Origin of the sequence: Listeria cossartiae subsp. cayugensis (assembly GCF_014229095.1) — a bacterium.
In the GTDB taxonomy this organism is placed as follows: Bacteria; Bacillota; Bacilli; order Lactobacillales; family Listeriaceae; genus Listeria; species Listeria cayugensis.
This window is the reverse complement of sequence record NZ_JAARZC010000003.1, coordinates 241,020-260,453: the sequence shown is the minus strand read 5'-3', so window position 1 is coordinate 260,453 and position 19,434 is coordinate 241,020. Positions and strand designations below refer to the sequence as shown.

Annotated in this window: 18 protein-coding genes and 1 tRNA gene; 16 read left to right on the top strand and 3 right to left on the bottom strand. The window is 39.2% G+C overall.

The window, feature by feature from the left end:
* Positions 1-33 precede the first annotated feature (33 nt).
* Both HCB49_RS11060 and HCB49_RS11055 read left to right on the top strand, forming a co-directional pair.
* Positions 34-573, top strand: coding sequence for a GNAT family N-acetyltransferase (locus HCB49_RS11060; protein WP_185604969.1), 540 nt, complete (start codon positions 34-36; stop codon positions 571-573).
* A gap of 136 nt (positions 574-709) precedes the next feature.
* Complete coding sequence (locus tag HCB49_RS11055) at positions 710-2,704, top strand: DUF3857 domain-containing protein (protein ID WP_185604968.1); 1,995 nt, start codon at positions 710-712, stop codon at positions 2,702-2,704.
* 45 nt (positions 2,705-2,749) lie between these two features.
* Here the strand turns inward: HCB49_RS11055 and HCB49_RS11050 are convergent.
* Together HCB49_RS11050 and HCB49_RS11045 are read right to left on the bottom strand one after the other, a co-directional pair.
* Positions 2,750-2,822, bottom strand: a tRNA-Val gene (locus HCB49_RS11050).
* Positions 2,823-2,843: 21 nt separating this feature from the next.
* On the bottom strand, positions 2,844-3,869 hold the full coding sequence (locus tag HCB49_RS11045) for a LacI family DNA-binding transcriptional regulator (RefSeq protein WP_185604967.1): 1,026 nt from the start codon (positions 3,867-3,869) through the stop codon (positions 2,844-2,846).
* A gap of 224 nt (positions 3,870-4,093) precedes the next feature.
* Here HCB49_RS11045 and HCB49_RS11040 point away from each other — a divergent pair, with 224 nt between their 5' ends.
* The 11 genes from HCB49_RS11040 to HCB49_RS10990 all read left to right on the top strand — a co-directional run bounded on the left by HCB49_RS11040 (position 4,094) and on the right by HCB49_RS10990 (position 16,238).
* Entirely contained in the window at positions 4,094-5,794 is a 1,701-nt protein-coding gene (locus HCB49_RS11040; RefSeq protein ID WP_185605088.1) for a sugar phosphorylase, read from the top strand.
* Positions 5,791-7,083: an ABC transporter substrate-binding protein gene (locus HCB49_RS11035; protein WP_185604966.1), complete on the top strand. Its 1,293-nt coding sequence runs from the start codon at positions 5,791-5,793 to the stop codon at positions 7,081-7,083. Before HCB49_RS11040 ends, HCB49_RS11035 begins: the two co-directional genes overlap by 4 nt.
* Positions 7,084-7,157: 74 nt before the next feature.
* Positions 7,158-8,039, top strand: coding sequence for a carbohydrate ABC transporter permease (locus HCB49_RS11030; RefSeq protein WP_003764662.1), 882 nt, complete (start codon positions 7,158-7,160; stop codon positions 8,037-8,039).
* A complete protein-coding gene (locus HCB49_RS11025; protein ID WP_185604965.1) occupies positions 8,026-8,877 on the top strand; it encodes a carbohydrate ABC transporter permease in 852 nt (283 codons plus the stop codon). Before HCB49_RS11030 ends, HCB49_RS11025 begins: the two co-directional genes overlap by 14 nt.
* Positions 8,878-8,895: 18 nt before the next feature.
* The gene (locus tag HCB49_RS11020; protein ID WP_185604964.1) at positions 8,896-9,948 is read left to right on the top strand and encodes a zinc-dependent alcohol dehydrogenase; all 1,053 of its coding nucleotides are present in this window, start codon (positions 8,896-8,898) and stop codon (positions 9,946-9,948) included.
* Positions 9,949-9,960: 12 nt separating this feature from the next.
* The gene (locus HCB49_RS11015) at positions 9,961-10,755 is read left to right on the top strand and encodes a sugar phosphate isomerase/epimerase family protein (protein ID WP_185604963.1); all 795 of its coding nucleotides are present in this window, start codon (positions 9,961-9,963) and stop codon (positions 10,753-10,755) included.
* Between the two features lie 57 nt (positions 10,756-10,812).
* Positions 10,813-11,844, top strand: coding sequence for a Gfo/Idh/MocA family protein (locus HCB49_RS11010; protein ID WP_185604962.1), 1,032 nt, complete (start codon positions 10,813-10,815; stop codon positions 11,842-11,844).
* A complete protein-coding gene (locus tag HCB49_RS11005) occupies positions 11,841-14,018 on the top strand; it encodes a glycoside hydrolase family 65 protein (protein WP_185604961.1) in 2,178 nt (725 codons plus the stop codon). The genes HCB49_RS11010 and HCB49_RS11005 overlap by 4 nt, the downstream gene beginning before the upstream one ends.
* Positions 14,015-15,136, top strand: coding sequence for a glycerate kinase (locus HCB49_RS11000; protein ID WP_185604960.1), 1,122 nt, complete (start codon positions 14,015-14,017; stop codon positions 15,134-15,136). Before HCB49_RS11005 ends, HCB49_RS11000 begins: the two co-directional genes overlap by 4 nt.
* Positions 15,133-15,795, top strand: a complete 663-nt coding sequence (gene pgmB, locus HCB49_RS10995) for a beta-phosphoglucomutase (RefSeq protein ID WP_185604959.1) — start codon at positions 15,133-15,135, stop codon at positions 15,793-15,795. The genes HCB49_RS11000 and pgmB overlap by 4 nt, the downstream gene beginning before the upstream one ends.
* A 122-nt stretch (positions 15,796-15,917) precedes the next feature.
* Entirely contained in the window at positions 15,918-16,238 is a 321-nt protein-coding gene (locus HCB49_RS10990) for a thioredoxin family protein (RefSeq protein ID WP_185480496.1), read from the top strand.
* A 57-nt stretch (positions 16,239-16,295) separates the two neighbouring features.
* Here the strand turns inward: HCB49_RS10990 and HCB49_RS10985 are convergent, their stop codons facing one another.
* A complete protein-coding gene (locus HCB49_RS10985; protein WP_003768793.1) occupies positions 16,296-16,895 on the bottom strand; it encodes a nitroreductase family protein in 600 nt (199 codons plus the stop codon).
* 193 nt (positions 16,896-17,088) lie between these two features.
* Here HCB49_RS10985 and HCB49_RS10980 point away from each other — a divergent pair, with 193 nt between their 5' ends.
* The 3 genes from HCB49_RS10980 to HCB49_RS10970 all read left to right on the top strand — a co-directional run bounded on the left by HCB49_RS10980 (position 17,089) and on the right by HCB49_RS10970 (position 19,129).
* The gene (locus HCB49_RS10980; protein ID WP_185480495.1) at positions 17,089-17,442 is read left to right on the top strand and encodes a hypothetical protein; all 354 of its coding nucleotides are present in this window, start codon (positions 17,089-17,091) and stop codon (positions 17,440-17,442) included.
* Between the two features lie 102 nt (positions 17,443-17,544).
* Entirely contained in the window at positions 17,545-17,967 is a 423-nt protein-coding gene (locus HCB49_RS10975) for a MarR family winged helix-turn-helix transcriptional regulator (RefSeq protein WP_185604958.1), read from the top strand.
* A 13-nt stretch (positions 17,968-17,980) separates the two neighbouring features.
* Positions 17,981-19,129: a lmo2826 family MFS transporter gene (locus HCB49_RS10970; RefSeq protein WP_185399351.1), complete on the top strand. Its 1,149-nt coding sequence runs from the start codon at positions 17,981-17,983 to the stop codon at positions 19,127-19,129.
* The last annotated feature ends 305 nt before the right edge of the window (positions 19,130-19,434 follow it).

The following is a 19,434-nucleotide window of genomic DNA, read 5'->3' as shown; positions in this document are numbered from 1 at the left end:
AGCTTTTTCTATTAAGAAGGCGGGGGTAAATCTATGGAAAATCGAAAGCAAATGCTAAAAACAGAACGACTTTTTTTAAGTGAAATGACGCTGGCGGATACCGAGATTTTGTTTGGTTATTGGTCAGATGATTCGGTTACTAGATATATGAATATTGAGCCTTTCCAAAGTTTACAACCGGTGGAAGAAATGATTCGGATGTTAAGACAATTGGAAATCGAGGGAAAAGCGCTCAGATGTGTCATTATTTTGCAGGCAACTGGGGAAATTATTGGGACATGTGGCTTTAATTATATTGATCATGAAAACCGGCGTGCAGAAATTGCGTATGATTTAGGTACTCGTTTTTGGAAACGAGGTTACGCGACGGAAGCTGTGAAAGCGTTGATGGAGTGGGGAAAAGAATCGTTTGAACTGCACCGGATTGAAGCAAAAGTGGACCCGAGAAATACAGCTTCTATAGTATTATTGGATAAGCTTGGTTTTTCAGAGGAAGGGCTACTTCGAGATTATGAAAAAATTGGCGAAGTATACCAAGATGTGAAATTGTTCTCGTGGATAGATGAAAATTAGCAGCAATTGTGTCTAATTTTTTACTAAATAGTGTAGATAAACCGACAGTTGCTATCTCATAAAGATTTTGCCTTGTTTGTTCTATTTACTTATTGCTAAAATAGGGGTATCTAAAAAAATTTAAGGAGATTACCAAATGTCAAAAGAATATTATTTTATAAAACCAGAATTAAGCTCTCCTGAAACAAACCAAGAAAACATTGCTTCTTGGTTAAACACACAAGATGAAGCTTTTTATGATGCCCAAATCGCGCAAGAACGTGATTATTGCTTCTGGTGTAATATTGTAGAAACGGCTAAACCAAATTCTCGCACGAGTTATACTTCGATGGCTTATACGTTAAATGAGCCGAATATGCTTAACTCTGCTGGTAAAACTAGCTTTATTTTATCTGAAGAAGAAGTATTATATATTCACACTTTATCCGTTGTTCGTGATGGGAAAGTGATTGATAAATTAAATGATATTAATGTAAAAGTGTTGGACTATGTGCGTGATGAAAATCAAGCGAGCTTTAACGACGAGAAAAAGGTAACCGTACTTATTCGTGATTTGCATTTGAATGATATTTTCGTCATTGAAACTTCTATTGAGCGCAAATATGAAGAGAGCAGCATTCGTAATCAATTTTTCCGCTGGATTTATTCAGCGCCAAACTCTTACTGGGCTTATGGGAAATATCGTTTTGAATTGAAAAATGAAACAGAGAAGAAATTAGAAACGAACTTCCATTATTTCCGAGACGAAGCGGGAGCAATTTTAGAAAAAGACAAAGTGATGGTTCCGCATAACGAATCTTATACAATCGAAAAAGAAAATTATATTGGTGAAGATGCGAAAGAACTTGAACTTACGCCATTTATTGATTTTGTGACGGAGCAGACGTATCCGGAAATCACCAAAACAATTAGCGACATTTATCAAAAATTCTATCAAGTAGAGCTTGCTGGATTTGCGGCTGATTTAGTGGCTGAGTTAGATGCGTTACCGTCTTTAGACCACAAAATTAAGCATGCAATCGATTTTGTTCAAAAAGAAGTATACTATTTATACAATGAAACAGAAATGGATGGACACGAGCCGCAAGCTGCTGAAGTCACTTTTAATACAAAACAAGGGGATTGCAAAGCGAAAACAGTTCTTTTGAAAGTGATTTTAGATTATTTAGGAGTGGATTCAGAGCTTATCCTAGTTAACTATGGTAGTGATATATTCCTACCAGTTTATACACCGTCACCGTTCAACTTTAACCATGCGATTTTAAAAATAACACATGAAGGTCAAGTTTACTTTGTTGATGCTACAATGAGTAATGACCAAGGATTTTTAGCTAATCGTCAAAAAAATAGCTTTATGTATTATTTAGAAATTAAAGCTGGCACGGAATTACAAAAACAAGAACCATTTGAAGATGAAGAGCCAGCTGCGGAAGAAAATTTCCGTTGTGATGTGAAAGGGAATGTGGCTGAGGTTATCTTTGAGAGAAAGTTACGCGGAGGAATGGCGAACGGATCGCGTGATATGTTTAAAAATGAGTCTAATAAAGAGATTCTTAGCCGTTACAACTATACAACATATAAGTGCATGACGTTGTATAAAGGCTTTGAAGAGAATGAAATTGAGCAGCATTTTAGTAATGCTTCTGTTCAAATAATTGAAGATAACAAGGATTTAAATGAGCTTTCGGTAGTGTATAAAGCGACTATTACGGATCCATATGAAGTTGAAAATAAAAAACGTTATTTACACTTCTGGAACTATGGCAACTTTATCGATGATGGTGCGGAGAAGCATTTCCATAAGGATTACCCATATTGGATTGATCGAAATGTTATCAAAACAGAGATTCATTTAACGACAGATCATGCTATCGATCAGCAAGATTCTTACACGCGCCAAGAATGTGACATCAAGTCTAAGTACTTGAAACATCGCATGACTAAGAAACTTCATAAAAACGGTGCTTCTTGTTATATCGAGTATCGTCCATATCACAACCTTGCTATTAAAGGGAAAGATTTGGAAGAATATGTTAAAACTAATAAACAAGTGCTTGATAGCAATTGGGGTATCGGCATTGATATCATTGAGGATGGATTGTTTAAGAAATTAGGTAAGTTATTTAAATAAAATTAAAAAAAGCATCCTTTATAAAAGGGATGCTTTTTTGATAAATGGTCCCGACTGGTCTCGAACCAGCGACCCCCACCATGTCAAGGTGATACTCTCCCAACTGAGCTACAGGACCAAGGGGATTCAGAAAACAAGCTTAGGCGTTTATTTTCTGAATGGATTCGCGTTCAATCATTTCGGTTTTGATAATGGTAGTTTTTGGTACGTTTTTGTCTTGATGGATTAGGCGGAACAATAGGTTCGTTGCTTTTTTTCCTAGTTTGTTAATAGGAATATCGATAGACGTTAGCGGCGGCGATAGGAATGAAGATGCTATTTTATCGTTATAGCCGATGACGGAAAAATCTGTTGGGATTTGTAAGTTTTTATCGGCTGCCATTTTGTAAATGCTAAGTACTTTTAGGTCGTCGGTTGCGAAAACTGCTGTTGGTTTGTCAGGGCCTGCCATTAGGCGTAGTGCGGCTTTGTAGCTATCTTCTATGCTATAGCCACTATCAATAATCCAGTCGTTACGCAGGTCTAGTTGATGGTCAAATAGGCAACTACGGAAACCGGCAAGACGATCAATTGACACGTGATAATCAAGTGGAGCATGGATACAAGCAATTTTTTGATGACCTTGTTTGATTAAATGTTTGGTTAGAGCATAACTGTCGCCAAAATTGTCTGTGTCGACTGAATAGATGTTTTTGTAATGTCCTTCGACTTTTCCAGTAACAACAATAGGGATGTTATAGGGATCTAATTGATGGAAAAAATCTTCATCGGCTGGTGAACTTAGCATGATAATACCTTTAATCATTTTTTCTTGAATTTTGGAGAGGCATTTTTTAAGTTCATCTTCGCTGTTTTTGGCAGTTTGAAGGATTAGGTCAAAATTTTCCAACTCAGCTTGAGTGGAAATCGATTGAATTATTTCGGAAAAAAATGGATTTCCAGTTGTGGTTGTAGTAGAGCGATTTGAGATAACCATAATAGCATCAAAACCCGAAGAAGTAAGTGCGCGTGCTAGTTTGCTTGGTTGATAATTTAGTTCGTCAATTGCTTCTAGTACTTTTTTGCGTGATTCTTCGGAGATGTTGGCTTGGTTATTTAGTACTCTGGATACCGTTGATTTTGAAACTCCCGCGTGTTTTGCTATGTCGTATATGGTCGATGCCAAGGTAATCTTCCTTTCTCTCTATTGTTTCCGGTATCGGTTCCGGTCATTATCATCCATGTTTATATTACTCAATTTTTTGCTAAATGTCCAACTAGATGGTGCGCATGCATGAAAACACACTCTTACCAACATGTTAGAAAAAACATTTAAAATTGTGTTTGACAGAAAGCGCTTTCCATACTATAATTCTTCTTGTGGGAGCGCTCCCGGTTAGGAGGTAAATGATGACGAATTTAAGAAAACGACTTTCGCGGTTATATAGCGAAGATGTAGTGGAAAGTTTGGCAACAAGAATCGAAGCACGGGTACAGCAAACGCAACAACGAAAATTAACACGAAAAGATAAGTGGGACGAGAAAGATATTGTTTTAATTACATATGGGGACCAGTTTAAAGAGGAATCCAAAAAAACGTTAACAACTTTTAAGAAAATGTATGATAGTTATTTAAAATCGACTTTTGAGGTAGTTCATTTCTTGCCTTTTTATCCTTATTCTTCGGATGATGGGTTTTCGGTCATTGATTATAAAGCGGTGAATCCGGAGCTTGGTGATTGGACGGATATTAAGGAAATGGAGCAGTCGGCACGCTTGATGTTTGATTTTGTTTGTAATCATATGTCGGCGAAAAGTGACTGGTTTAAGAGATATTTGGCGGGTGATGAGGAGTTTCAGAATTTCTTTGTGGAGATGGATCCAGAAACAGACCTTAGTTCGGTAACGAGACCACGTGCGACACCAGTACTTACGCCATTTGAGTTTGAGTCAGGGAAAGTAGGGCATATTTGGACGACGTTTAGTGAAGATCAGATTGATTTGAACTTTGCTAACCCAGAAGTGCTTTATAAGATGATTGATGTCTTGATGTTCTATTTAGAAGAAGGTGCGGAATATGTGCGACTTGATGCGGTTGGCTTTATGTGGAAAGTGCCGGGAACGAGCTCGATTCACTTGGAAGAGACACATGAAATCGTAAAATTATTTAGAGATTTAGTAGACATTGCAGCACCAGGGACGATTATTATAACCGAAACCAATGTGCCGCATGTTGATAATATTAGTTACTTTGGAAATGGTGAAAAAGAAGCGCATATGGTTTATCAATTCCCGCTTCCGCCACTTGTGCTCCATGCGATACATCATGGCAATGCAGCGTTCCTCCGCAATTGGGCGGAAAATTTAGAGTTACCAGAAGGCAAGCGGACATTCTTTAATTTCCTTGCCTCACATGATGGGATTGGGTTAAATCCAGTGCGTGGAATTATTCCGGAAGCGGAAATTTTGGCGCTAGTGGATGATTTGGAGAAAGAAGGCGCGCTCGTTTCTTATAAGCAGAATCCAGATGGTTCTAAGAGTCCTTATGAAATTAACGTGACGTACATGGATGCGTTAAGTAAACAAGCGGATACAGATGATTTGCGACTTGCAAGATTCCTTGTGGCTCATGCAGTATTGATGTCTATCCCAGGCGTTCCAGCCGTTTATGTTCAAAGTATTTTAGGAAGCCGCAATGATTATTTAGGCGTAGAAGCAACAAGTCACAATCGCTCTATTAATCGAAAAAAATACGACTTGGCGGAAATTACTGCTGAGTTAGAACAAGCTGGCTCCTTACGAAAAGAAACGTATGATGCGCTAACGAAATTAATTAGCACACGAAAAGCGGAATCACTTTTCCATCCAGAAATCCCGATGGAAGTTTTAGAATCTACGGCGGAATTGTTTGTTGTTAAACGCGCATCCGACGCAGAATCGATTATATTGATTCATAATTTATCAGAAAAAGAAGTGAGTTATTCACTAGACAGCGGTGTTTATACAAATCTTTATACGGGCTCCACTATAACTGGGAGCGATTCCATAAAGCTTAGTGGCTATGAATTCTGCTGGCTAAAAACCAAAAATTACAGGGAGGAACAAAAATGAAGAAAAAGAGTCTTGTATTACTTGTTGTTGTGTTGGTTCTAAGTGCGGTTTTAGCTGCATGTGGAGGAAAAGGTTCTAGTAGTGAGGAAGTAACAATCGAATTTATGCATTCATCCGTTGAAAAAGAACGTTTAGATGTTATTAATCAATTAATTGCTGATTTTGAAAAAGAAAATCCAACAATTAAAATCAAACAAATTCCAGTTGAGGAAGATGCTTTTAATACAAAAGTTGTCACACTTGCTCGTTCTGGTAAACTTCCAGCAGTTATGGAAGTAAGCCAAGATTTTGCCAAAGTAATGGATAAAGATCAGTTGATTGACCAAGATGCAGTAAAAGAAGTTATTGATTCAATTGGAGAAGATAAATACTATGAAGGTGCAACAAATTTAGTACGCTCTGAAGATGGTAAAAGCTTTATCGCAGCCCCATTAAGCGGTTGGGTTCAAGGTATTTGGTACAACAAAAAAGCGTTAGCCGATGCTGGTTTTGAAGAACCGAAAAACTGGGCGGATATTGAAAAAGTAGCTAAAAAATTCACGAATAAAGCAGATAAAAAATACGGTATTGCAATTCCAACAGCAGAAAGCACTATGAGTGAGCAAGCATTCTCCCAATTCGCGCTGTCTAACAAAGCAAACGTTCTAGATGCAAAAGGTAATGTAACCATCGATACACCAGAAATGAAAGAAGCGCTTCAATACTACAAAGATTTGTCAGCATACACGATGCCTGGTTCAAATGATGTAACTGAAATTAAAGATGCATTTATGAATGGAACTGTTCCAATGGCGATGTACTCTACGTATATCCTTCCATCCGTTTATGAAGAAGGCGATCCAAAAAATATCGGTTTCGCAATTCCAGAAGAAAAAGAAAAAGCAGTTTATGGAACAGTTTCTGGTTTAACTATTTCAGCAGGACTTGATGATGAGCAAAAGAAAGCAACGAAGAAATTTGTTGAATACTTGTCTCAACCGAAAAACATGGCAACTTGGGTATTAATGTCTCCAGGCGGGGCGCAACCAGTAAATAAAGAAGTAGTAGAACAAAAAGCTTACAAAGAAAATGAAGTAATTAAATCGTTTGGTGAACTTCCAAATGAAATCGCAGCATCATTCAATGACATCCAAGTTTTCGGACTTGTTGACGGTAAAAACCTTACAAAAATGGGAGATATTACTAGCTCAGGCATTATCGCACAGATGGTTAATAACGTAACTGTTGGTGGTGGCGATGTATCAGCGGACTTAAAAGCTGCACAGAAAAAAGCTGAAGAAGGTAAATAATCAAATAGCGGGGAGTGAGTCTCCCCGCCTTTTTTAACAGTTTAGCACGTCGCTTTTTGATTTAAGGAGGCATTATGAAAACAAAAGTATATAAAAGGTCCGACTTTAAGTTAGCAATGATTTTACTTGCACCAAGTTTTGTTTTACTGGCAGCACTGGTTTTATATCCGATGATTTCAAATATCCAGATTAGTTTTTTAGATATGCCACTAAATCCGAATATTAAATCGGTCTTTATCGGTTTACAAAACTATATAGATATTTTGAAGGATCCAGAGTTTTATAAATCACTAGGTCTTACGGTGGCTTATACAGCGCTTGTAGTGATTGGGAGTACTGGGATGGGGCTACTTGTGGCGATATTCTTTAACCGCGAGTTTCGTTTCAGAAGAACGGCTCGGTCGCTTATTATTTTGTCGTATGTAACACCATCTATTTCTCTTATTTTTGCATGGAAGTATATGTTTAATAATGGTTATGGCGTAATTAATTTTATGACAGTGGATGTGCTTCATATGTTCAAAGAAGCCCCACTATGGTTTGATAATCCCGTTTCCAGTTTCTTTTTAGTAACATTTTTTGCGATATGGCGTTATTTCCCGTATGCATTTATTTCGTTTTTGGCGATTTTGCAAACGGTTGATAAGTCGCTTTATGAGGCGGCTGATATGGACGGAGCGAACATTTGGGATAAATTCAAAATTGTTACTTTACCAGCGATTATGCCGGTACTTGCGACAGTTATTACGCTTCGTGCGATTTGGATGTTCTATATGTTCACCGATGTATACTTACTCACGAATAAAGTAAATATCCTTGGAGTTTATTTATATAAAACAGCATTTGCATTCAATGATTTAGGAAAAGCAGCAGCGATTTCTGTGATATTATTTGTCATTATTTTTGTTGTTATTATTTTTGCAAGAAAGCGGGTGGACTTGAATGGCGGTAAGTAGTAAAAAGTCAAAAAGAACGAAGAAAATCGCATTTTATGTGACGATGGTAGCATTTTTATGTATTACATTGTTCCCATTTGCGATTATGTTAATGACTTCATTTAAGAGCAGTAAAGAAGCCATTTCCACGAATCCGACGTTTTTCCCGAAAGATTTCACTTTCCAGCATTATATCGATATTTTTAATCCGGATATTTTCCCGTTTTTAACGTACTTTAAAAATAGCTTGGTTGTTTCGGTTTTTGCGGCCGGAATTGCGGTTGTTTTGGGGATTTTAGGCGCTTATGCGTTGTCGAAATTACGCTTTAAAGGGCGAATGACGATTAATGCAAGTTTTTATACGGTTTACATGTTCTCTGGAATTTTGTTAATCGTTCCGTTGTTCAAAATAATTTCGAGTTTGGGATTATATGATACGGAAACGGCTTTAATTATCACGATGGTTGTACAAACACTGCCAACCGCGGTATTTATGCTAAAAAGTTATTTTGACACGATTCCAACTGATATTGAAGAAGCCGCAATGATGGACGGGCTAAATCGCTTCCAGATTATTTTACGAATTATTGTTCCGCTTGCGATTTCGGGTATTGTCTCCGTGTTCGTATATTGCTTCATGGTAGCTTGGAATGATTATCTGTTTGCTTCGATTTTCCTATCTAGCTCAGAGAAATTCACGTTACCGATTGGCTTGAATACACTATTTAGTACACCAGATTATATTTGGGGCAGAATGATGGCGGCATCGCTTGTTACGGCGCTTCCAGTCGTTATTATGTACGCAATTTCAGAACGATTTATCAAAGGAAACTTAACTGATGGTGGAGTTAAAGGATAAGAAAGGAAGTAATTTAAAATGAAAAAATTAGTAGCGACAGCGCCTCGTGTGGCGGCATTAGTAGAATATCATGATCGTGAAGTTTTAGAAGATGAAGTAAAAATTAAAGTGCAATTCGCTTCTCCAAAACATGGTACTGAAGTAGTTGATTTTAGAGGAATTAGTCCTTTTATTGATGAAGAATTTTCACCAGAATGGAATCTATTTGTTTCACGTGAAACAAATAGTGCGCGAGGCATTGTATTTGGCGAGTTTCAGCTAGGTAACATGGTCGTTGGTGAAGTAGTTGAACGCGGGAGCAAAGTGACAGAATATGCGCTTGGCGACATTGTTTGTTCTTATGGACCGATTATGGAAACCGTTATTGTAAAAGCTGTCGATAATTATAAATTACGCAAATTACCAAAAGGCGCTAATTGGAAAAATGCGGTTTGCTACGATCCGGCTCAATTTGCAATGAGTGGCGTGCGTGATGCACATGTTCGTGCGGGCGATTACGTTGTTGTTGTCGGACTTGGTGCGATTGGTCAAATTGCGATTCAACTAGCGAAAAAAGCTGGCGCAAGTGTTGTTATCGGGGTCGATCCACTTAGTCATCGTCGTGAAATCGCTGAAAAACATGGAGCAGATGCTACATTTGATCCGATTACGACAGATGTTGGCTTAGAAGTGAAACGTCTTACTGGTAAACTTGGTGCGGATTCTATTATTGAAACAAGCGGGAATGCGGCGGCGCTTCAAGCTGCGTTGCGCGGAATAGCTTATGGCGGAACAATTTCTTACGTAGCATTCGCGAAACCTTTCCCAGAAGGATTTAACCTTGGACGTGAAGCTCATTTCAACAATGCGAAAATCGTCTTTTCCCGTGCGGCTAGTGAACCAAATCCGGATTATCCGCGTTGGGATCGTAAGCGCATTGAGGAAACTTGTTGGGAATTACTGATGAATGGCTACTTAGATTGTTCGGATATTATTGATCCAGTTGTTCCATTCGCTGATTCTGCTGAGAGCTACATGAAATATGTCGATCAACAACCTGATTTAAGTATTAAAATGGGGATTACCCTTTAAGGAGCGATAATAATGAAATTAGGCACACAAAACCAAGCATTTTTCCCGGAAAATATTGAAGAAAAATTTGCTTATGTAAAAGAAATGGGCTTTGAAGGTTTTGAAATTGATGGTAAATTACTTGTGGAAAATTTGGATGAAGTAAAGAAGGCTATCGAAAAAACTGGGCTACCTGTTAGTACTGCATGTGGCGGTTATGATGGTTGGATTGGTGACTTCATTGAAGAGCGCAGACTGAACGGTTTAGAAGAAATTAAGGCGATTTTAGAAGCTTTAGCAGAAGTTGGCGGACAAGGGATTGTTGTTCCAGCGGCGTGGGGAATGTTCACGTATCGCCTTCCACCAATGACTTCACCACGTAGCCAAGCCGGAGATTTCAAAGCAGTGAGCGAGTCATTAGTTTACTTGGATAAAATTGCTGAGGAGACTGGCACAAAAGTTTACCTTGAGCCGCTTAACAGATACCAAGATCACATGATTAATTTGCTGGGGGATGCGCAGAAGTATATTGATGAAAATAATCTCAAAAATGTAGAAATTATCGCTGACTTTTATCATATGAACATTGAAGAAGATAGCATTCCAGCTGCACTTGAGACGTATAAAGCATCAATTGGTCACATTCATGTTGCTGATAATCATCGCTACCAACCAGGAAGCGGCAGCCTTGATTTTAAAACAAGTTTTGATCAACTGAAAAAGAACGGTTACAACGGATTTTTAACTTTTGAATGTCGTGTTCGTAGTGAAAATCCTGAACAAGCTTATAAAGATGCATTAGCGCATTTAAAAAGCTGTTTAATTTAAAATAGAAAATCCGTCCCATTCAAAGCGGACGGATTTTTCTAAAAGGAGTTTCGGATAATGAAAAAAAGAGTTGCAATTATAGGCGCCGGACAAGTCGCTGAGAAGGTTCACGCTGCATATTATAAGACAAGAAATGAACTAGAGCTAGTGGCTGTTTGCGATCCAAGTATGGAACGAGGCGAAGAGTTCCGCGTGAACAATGGTTTTGAGAAGCATTATGCTACAGCAGAAGAAATGTTTGCTACAGAAAAAATTGATATTGTGAGTATTTATACGCCTAATCGGTTCCATTTTGACAATGTGATGCTTTCATTAGCGCATGGGGCAGCCGTTATGTGTGAAAAACCACCCGCAATGAGTGCGGCAGAAGCGAAAGCGATGTGGGAGCTGGCTGAGGAAAAGGGTGCGATTTTGGCATATGATTTCCACCATCGTTTTTCTAGTGAAGCACAGTTTTTAAAAGGAAATTCGGCGCTTTTAGGTGAGATTTATTGTGTGAAGGCTACTGCGCTTCGTCGTTCTGGTGTCCCGGGTTGGGGAACGTTTACGAACAAAGAAATGCAAGGTGGCGGTCCGTTGATTGATATGGGGATTCATATGCTTGATGCGGCGATGTTCGTCCTCGGCTTTCCAAAAGTGAAGAAAGTAACGGCAAAAAGTTTCCAAAAAATCGGTACGAAGAAAAGTGCTGGGACATTTGGTTCATGGGATCCGAAAAAATATACCGTAGAAGATTCTTTATTTGGCTTTATTGAACTGGAAAATGGCGGATTGATTGAGCTGGATACTTCTTTTGCGCTACATATTAAACCGGAAAACATGCTAAATGTCGACTTTTTCGGTGACTTAGCTGGAGGGAGTTTATACCCGGCTGAAATTTATACAGATAATGCAGGTGCATTTGAGTTATTGGAGAGCCTTGGTCAACTGGATGAAAATAAACACGAAAATAGCATGAAAGCCTTTGTTGATAGTGTTCTTGGTGATGGAAAAGTGGAGCTTGCCGGCGCAGAACAAGGCTATATCATCCAAAAAATCGTTGAAAGCTTATACGAATCGGCAGAAAAAGGTGAGAGTGTTTCTTTATGAGGAAAATAATTGAGAAGGAATTTGCATTAAATTATCTAAATAAATATGGAAGCCAAATGACTGTGGGAAACGGTTATTTGGGTGTGCGCGGTGCTCTTGAAGAAGAGTATCCGGAGCAAGTTCGCGGTATGTATGTGGCGGGAATTTACAATCGTCCGAGCGGTTCGATGAGTTCGGAGCTAGTGAATTTGCCGGATGTGACGCGATTCCAAGTGACGCTTGATGGCGAAGTTTTTTCGATGCAAGCGGGAAAAGTCCACGCATACGAACGTTTTTTAGATATGGACACAGGAGAATTAATTCGCAAAATCACTTGGGAAAGTAGCGCGGGCAAAAAATACCAACTGAATTTTCACCGATTTGTTTCAAAAGCAATAAAACATGTTATCGCGGCTAAAGTGGAGATCACACCTTTAAGCGCCAATATGAAAGTGAAAGTAAAGACTGGTATTGATGCGCAACAAACCAATTTTGGAACGCAGCAGCTAGCGGAGTCGAGTTTGCGGATTTTTGACGAAGAGTTGATGGTCGGCGGATACGAAACAATCGAGAGCAAACAGCGAATTACAGTAGCAACAAAAGTGAACGAGAAAGGAATTTTCACTGCGAAAAATCGGCAATTGATGACCGAAGTGAAGCAAGAAACCGCTATAAATCAAGTGTTCGCTTTGGAAAAAATAAGTGTGGTTAAAACTTCACTAGATGAAGTGGATGCGGAATTTCCAAAAGCAAGCTACGCAGAACTGAAATCGGCTTCGGAAACTGTTTGGGCTGATTTTTGGGAGCATGCAGGTGTTCACGTTAAGAGCACGAATGAATTTGATCAGTTTGCGCTGGATTTTGCGTGCTATCATTTAGAAATTATGACGCCGAAAGAAGATTTTCGCTGTAGTGTTGGTGCGAAAGGGCTGACTGGGGAAGGTTACAAGGGACATGTGTTTTGGGATACAGAAATTTTCATTATGCCATTTTTCCTTTATAATCAGCCGGAAATTGCCAAACAACTACTGCAATATCGTTATCTTCATTTGAAAGAAGCAAGAGAAAAAGCGGCTAAAAATGGCTATAATGGGGCGCTTTATCCGTGGGAAAGTGCATTTTCTGGCGAAGAAGAAACACCGGAATTTGCAGCGATTAATATTCGGACTGGAACACGTCAAAAGGTAGCTTCAGCGATTTCGGAGCATCATTTAGTGGCGGACATTGCTTATGCGGTTTGTGAATATGAAGCGGCAACGGGGGATGCGCAGTTCATGGCTGATTGTGGCGCGGAACTGCTTCTTGAAACAGCTGAATTTTGGATGAGCCGTGCAACTAAGCGTAATGGTCGCTTGGAAATTCTTGATGTGATTGGGCCGGACGAGTACACGGAGCATATCGATAATAATACTTACACGAATTACATGGCGCACTACAATGTCAAAAAGGCGCTTGAATGGAATAAAGATAACGAATCTTTCACGGTACGAGCGGAAAAATTCCTTAAAAATCTATATTTACCTGTCATAAACGAAGCGGGCTTAATTCCACAAGATGACACTTTCTTGCAAAAAGACTGGATAAATTTAGATAAATATAAGGCGGCACAAGGCACGCAAGGAATTTTGCTAGATTATTCACGTCAAGAAGTAAACGAATTGCAAATTTTAAAACAAGCAGATTTAGTGATGTTATTTTATCTATTTCCTAAGATGTTTGCACCGAATATTGTGAAGAAAAACCTAGATTATTATGAAAAACGAACGATTCATGATTCTTCTTTAAGTAAAGCAATCCATGCAATTGTGGAAAATCAAACTGGAAATCGCGCGCAAGCTTACCAATTTTTCCAAGAAGCGTGTTTAATTGATCTTGGAAGTGAACCTCATTCATCAGATGATGGGCTTCATGCGGCATCACTCGGCGCAATTTGGTTGGCGGTAGTTTTTGGATTTGCGGGCTTTGATACTAGCGGGGAATTGCTGGAAATCGCACCAAATTTACCGGATGCGTGGCAATCAGTTGCGTTTGAATTCGCTTGGAAAGGTGAAACAATTTTAGTAGAAATCGCGCCAAATATACTGCAACTTTCAAAAAATACAAAAAGCGTGCTAGAATTAGTTATCTACGGAGAAAAACAACAATTAACGGATACATTAACCATTAATTTGGAACAGAAGGATGTGTCTTTATGAAAATAGTCATTGCACCGGATTCATTCAAAGAAAGTTTGACGGCGCATGAGGTGGCAGAGTATATTAAAGAGGGCTTTCAAGAGGTTTATCCAGATGCAGATTATCATTTGCTCCCTGTCAGTGATGGCGGGGAAGGTACGCTAGAGATTTTAAGTAATGCTTTAGATGCAAAAAAAATGAAAATTGGCGTGTCTGGACCTTTTGGCGACCAAATTTCAGCGCAAGTTGCTTTCACGAGTGGAAACAAAACAGCGCTGATTGAAATGGCAGAAGTTTGCGGTTTACACTTAGTCCCGATGAGCAAGCGGAACCCACTTCAAGTCAGCACAAAAGGCGTGGGCGAGCTAATTTTACACGCGATAGAAAAAGGTGCGACCGAGATTATCATTGGTATTGGTGGAAGCGCTTCAAACGACGGTGGAATTGGCATGGCTAGTGCGCTTGGTTATGAATTCCTGGACGCAGAAAATAATGTCGTCGATCCAATTGGCACCAATTTAGCGAAAATCGCAACGATTCGTTCTGAAAATGTAGCCGCTGAGTTAAAAAATATCACGGTGAATATTGTGACCGACGTTGAAAATCCGCTTTGTGGAGAGTCTGGCGCATCTTATGTGTTTGGCCCGCAAAAAGGGCTGTCGGAAGCCGATTTGGCAAGTACAGATGAAGCCATGTGCCATTTTTATCAGTTAGCAAATCCAGCGATGGTTACAATGCCGCGAGCTGGTGCTGGTGGCGGAATTGGCGCTGGACTGGTGACATTTGCAGAAGCGAATTTGCTATCGGGAATTGATTTTGTGATTGAAGCACTTCAAATCAAAACCGTTTGCGAAGATGCCGATCTAGTCATCGTTGGCGAAGGTAAAATGGACGGGCAAACCGCTCAAGGAAAAGCTCCAGTTGGCGTTGCAAAAGTAGTGCCGAAAGAAACACCGGTTTTCGCAATTTGTGGAAGTGTTGGTGAAGGCCTCGAAGCAGTTTACGAAGTCGGAATCAGCGCAGTATTTCCATCCATTGCCAAACCAGCAACTTTAGAAAATATACTTAAAGAAACACCAAATAATTTAAGAAGAACCGCGCGAAATGTGGCGGCAGTTTGGAAAGGACGAGTAGAATGACAACAGCATTAAAAGGAGTAGTTTTCGATTTAGATGGTGTCATCACAGATACGGCGCATTATCACTACTTAGCTTGGAAAAAAACAGCAGAAAGTATCGGAATCGAATTCGATGAAGCATTTAATGAAAATTTAAAAGGCGTGAGTAGAATTGACTCGCTACTGCTAATTTTGAAGAAGGGCGGCCGCGAAAACGATTTTACACAAGAACAAATCGAAGCTCTTGCAGCAGATAAAAATGAGTTCTATGTGAGCTTATTGCAAGAAATTACGCCAGCTGATGTTTTGCCAGGAATTAAAGAGCTTATTGTAGATCTTAAAAAGCAAAATCTTAAATGCGCCATTGCATCTGTTTCAAAAAATGCTCGTACGGTGTTGAGCGCGCTAGAAATGGAACAAGAATTTGATTACATTGTGGATGCGGCAAAAATCACTAAATCAAAACCTGATCCAGAAATTTTTGTGGAAGCTTGCCGTGGTTTAGGGTTAGAAACATCAGAAGTAGTTGGCGTTGAAGATGCTCAAGCTGGAATCGAAGCAATCAATGCAGCTGGGATTGTAAGTGTAGGTGTTGGTTCTGGTCTGCGCGAGGCAGACATGACCTTGAAAAATACTGGTTTGCTAGATTTACGCATTTTAGAGATATTACATAGCAAATAAAATGTTTCACGTGAAACAAAAGTGTCAAAAAATGAACAAAGAGCAAGATAAATTGCTATTCTAAAACCCTTTACTTGACCACGATACAACTTTGGAATATTCTGAATGTGAGGTGGATATGTATGGCGATTATTTTTGCAAAAGAAGATGACTTGGAAGAGATTATTAGCAGCCATCCTAAAATATTACTTAATTTTTGGGCAGAGTGGTGTGCACCGTGCCGCTGCTTTTGGCCAACGCTTGAGCAATTCTCTGAGATGGAAGAAGGTAATGTCCAAGTTGTGAAAATTAATGTAGATAAACAACGTGCATTAGCTCAACAGTTTGATGTAAAAGGAATACCCAATTCGCTTGTTCTTGTTGATGGAGAAATTAAAGGCGCAATTGCTGGTATTGTCAGTTGTGATGAACTTAGAAGCAGATTTAAAAGTTTAGCAAAATAAAAATTCCGCGATACCAGTTAATGGTCGCGGAATTTTTTGTTTCACGTGAAACATTTATTATTTGAAAACGCGGAAACGATCAGCGTCATCGATGAATTCTTTTTCGCCAGCTTCTTGAACGATGTTACCAAACGGCATTTGAGCGCGTAGGTTCCAGCTTGCAGGAATATTCCACTCAGCTTTAACAGCGTCGTCAATTAGTGGGTTGTAATGTTGAAGAGAAGCGCCGATACCAGCGTTTGCAAGAGCAACCCATACAGAATGTTGTGCAATACCTGAAGATTGTTCGGACCATACAGGGAAGTTATCTGCATATAAAGCAAAGTTTTCTTGTAAGCCTTCGATAACAGCAGTATCTTCAAAGAAAAGAACTGTTCCGTATCCAGCGCGGAAAGAACCAACTTTTTCTTCAGTAGCTGCAAAGTTTTCAGCAGGTACGATTGCGCGCAAAGTATCTTCTACGATATTCCAAAGTTTATCATGGTTTTCTCCTAAAAGAATAACAGCGCGAGAACTTTGAGAGTTGAATGAAGATGGGCTATATTTAACAGCGTCTTTAATGATTTCTTCAATTTTGGAATCCTCTAGGGAAACGTTTTTATCTAGTGCATAAATGGAACGACGAACTTTAATAGAATCTAAAAATGTATTAGTCATAATTATAAAACTCCTTTGTTAATGTTATTTACTTACATAAGTATAGCAACTATTTATTAATTTGCAAGTGTTTTTGTCGGAAAAAGATTATGTAAGCGCTAAACCAGTTCTGGCTCTTGCGAAAAAACTTTTTCAGAAAAACACTTGATTTATAGAACGTTTGTTCGTATAATGGAGTTAAGAGGTGATAATTATGGTTACGGCAATTCAGAAAGAGCAAGTGCGGACAGCGAAGAATGCTGCTTTTTTAACGAGTCGGCCAGAAGTGGATTATTTAGAACGCGAGAGCTTTTTTATCACATTAAAAGACGCCGTGAAGCGAGAATGGGTCGTTCGTTTAAACTATTTTCAAGAAGCAGATGTTTCTTCTTTACGCCTAGCATCATTTGAATATCCTTCCGCGTTTCTTGGGCTTGGAGAACTTGAAAAACAAGATTTGGTGCCACTCGAAATAGATATGTTAACAGAAGAAGTTATTTTTAAGGATATAGTTGGGTATGAATACGTTATAGAATTTAGAGATATTATTGATGTGGAATTATTGTAAGAGCAGTCGTTTATTCGGCTGCTTTTCTTGTCAAAGAGGTCATTAATATGTATAATGATTGTTATGACAATTATTGTTAAGACAATGGAAAAGGGGATAGTAATGCGCGGATATTATGATGAAATCTCATTTGATGTGAATACGACAGCGAAGAAAATGCATTTGTTTTTGCTGCGTTCGATTGCGAGTTATGATGTGACGCCTGAGCAGTGGTCTGTTTTAGAGGGTATTGAAGCGAACGAGCCAATTTCACAAAAAGAGATTGCGCTTTGGACGAAGAAGGACACGCCGACTGTGAATCGCATTGTCGATGTTTTGCTCAGAAAAGAGCTTATTGTGCGGGAAATCAGTACAGAAGATAGACGGATTTCGCTATTATCTTTAACGGAAAAAGGGCGAAAAGAGACGAATGAACTGCGAGATATCGTGGAAGCGAGTTGCGAAAAAATGTTTGCAGGAATTGATCGGGCAGATTTGGAGAAATTCACGGCGATTTTAAAGAACATTTCTACTAATATAGAGTAAAGAGGGGTAAATTTTGGAAAATAAGACAAGACTTTGGACGAAGGACTACGTATTTTTATTATTAGGAAGCGTGCTTTTATATATTGGATTTATGGTGTTTATGCCGACGTTACCGGCCCGGATTATTGAACTAGGCGGAACACAAATGCAAGCGAGTTTGGCGGTAGGATTATTTTCGATTGTGGCACTACTGATGCGAGCGATTGCGGGAAGTTGGAACGATAAATTTGGACCGAAAGTATTAATTATTGTCGGATTTTTGATTTTAATTTTAACGACGGTGAACTTTTACTGGTCGACTGCGGTTGCGGCCTTGCTGTTATTACGGCTTTTTCACGGGGCTGGATGGGGGATTGGTACAACATCGATTGCGACAGGTGTTTCTAAATTAGTACCGCCGAGCAGAACCGGAGAAGGTATTGGGTTTTACGGGCTTACAACTGCGCTTGGAATGTCACTGGCGCCGATTATTGCAATTTTAATTATGAATTATTTTTCTTTCGATGTATTGGTGACATTTTCGCTAGTTTTGATGGTTTTTATTTTAATTTTGATGACACAGCTGAAAATTCCAAAATCGGACAAAGTCGTACATCATAAAATGAAATTGTTCGAGAAAACGGCTTTACTTCCAGCTGGATTATGTTTATTAATGGCGATTCCGCTTGGTGGGATTCAGACGTTCATGATGGTGTATGGGACGGAGTTAGGGATTTCGACAACTTGGGTTTACTTTATTGGGCAAGCGATTATGGTACTTGTGAGCCGATTGTTTGCTGGGCGGCTTTATGATACGAAGGGGCACCGTTTTGTTGTTATTCCGGGCGCGCTTTCGATGATTATCGGGATATTGATTCTTTCGTTTGCAACGGGGGCAATCAGTCTGTTTATCGCGTCGCTCTTCTTTGGGCTAGGTTACGGGATGTCGCAACCGGCACTTCAAGCGCTTGCTGTTGACCGGGCTGCACCTCACAATAAAGGTACCGCGAATGGGACTTTTCTTTCGGGGATGGATATTGGGATGGCTGTTGGTAGTTTTGGCCTGAGTATCGTGGCGACTTACTACAATTATGCGATCATGTACCGCACAGCAATTATTGCGCTCATCGTATTTTTTGCCGTGTATTGGTTTACTTTAGGACGAAAAGTGAAAAATAGCTAACATCTTTTGTGAAGCTGTTTTCAAATTTTAAAAGTGCGAGAATGGCTTTAAATAGCTGATTTTCGCACTTTTTTTATAGCGGAAAGTTGGAACATCACATTTATTTGTAGATTTAGTATAAATTTTCTGAAAAACAGCGCTGTTTCTGCTATAATATACAAAAGTACAAAGGGCAGTGTTTACTTTTAAGCGCTGAAAAATCCGAATATTGTGTAGAATATCACAGATTCGGCTTTTTTATTTCTTAACAACAGAACTTCGAAAAGCATAAGTGTAACGAGGAAGGCTCATATCTGGCCAATAAG

Coding starts and splice junctions, on each gene's coding strand:
- HCB49_RS11060 (WP_185604969.1), top strand. CDS start 34: ATGGAAAATCGAAAGCAAATGCTAAAAACAGAACGACTTTTTTTAAGT.
- HCB49_RS11055 (WP_185604968.1), top strand. CDS start 710: ATGTCAAAAGAATATTATTTTATAAAACCAGAATTAAGCTCTCCTGAA.
- HCB49_RS11040 (WP_185605088.1), top strand. CDS start 4,094: ATGACGAATTTAAGAAAACGACTTTCGCGGTTATATAGCGAAGATGTA.
- HCB49_RS11035 (WP_185604966.1), top strand. CDS start 5,791: ATGAAGAAAAAGAGTCTTGTATTACTTGTTGTTGTGTTGGTTCTAAGT.
- HCB49_RS11030 (WP_003764662.1), top strand. CDS start 7,158: ATGAAAACAAAAGTATATAAAAGGTCCGACTTTAAGTTAGCAATGATT.
- HCB49_RS11025 (WP_185604965.1), top strand. CDS start 8,026: ATGGCGGTAAGTAGTAAAAAGTCAAAAAGAACGAAGAAAATCGCATTT.
- HCB49_RS11020 (WP_185604964.1), top strand. CDS start 8,896: ATGAAAAAATTAGTAGCGACAGCGCCTCGTGTGGCGGCATTAGTAGAA.
- HCB49_RS11015 (WP_185604963.1), top strand. CDS start 9,961: ATGAAATTAGGCACACAAAACCAAGCATTTTTCCCGGAAAATATTGAA.
- HCB49_RS11010 (WP_185604962.1), top strand. CDS start 10,813: ATGAAAAAAAGAGTTGCAATTATAGGCGCCGGACAAGTCGCTGAGAAG.
- HCB49_RS11005 (WP_185604961.1), top strand. CDS start 11,841: ATGAGGAAAATAATTGAGAAGGAATTTGCATTAAATTATCTAAATAAA.
- HCB49_RS11000 (WP_185604960.1), top strand. CDS start 14,015: ATGAAAATAGTCATTGCACCGGATTCATTCAAAGAAAGTTTGACGGCG.
- pgmB (WP_185604959.1), top strand. CDS start 15,133: ATGACAACAGCATTAAAAGGAGTAGTTTTCGATTTAGATGGTGTCATC.
- HCB49_RS10990 (WP_185480496.1), top strand. CDS start 15,918: ATGGCGATTATTTTTGCAAAAGAAGATGACTTGGAAGAGATTATTAGC.
- HCB49_RS10985 (WP_003768793.1), bottom strand. CDS start 16,895: ATGACTAATACATTTTTAGATTCTATTAAAGTTCGTCGTTCCATTTAT.
- HCB49_RS10980 (WP_185480495.1), top strand. CDS start 17,089: ATGGTTACGGCAATTCAGAAAGAGCAAGTGCGGACAGCGAAGAATGCT.
- HCB49_RS10975 (WP_185604958.1), top strand. CDS start 17,545: ATGCGCGGATATTATGATGAAATCTCATTTGATGTGAATACGACAGCG.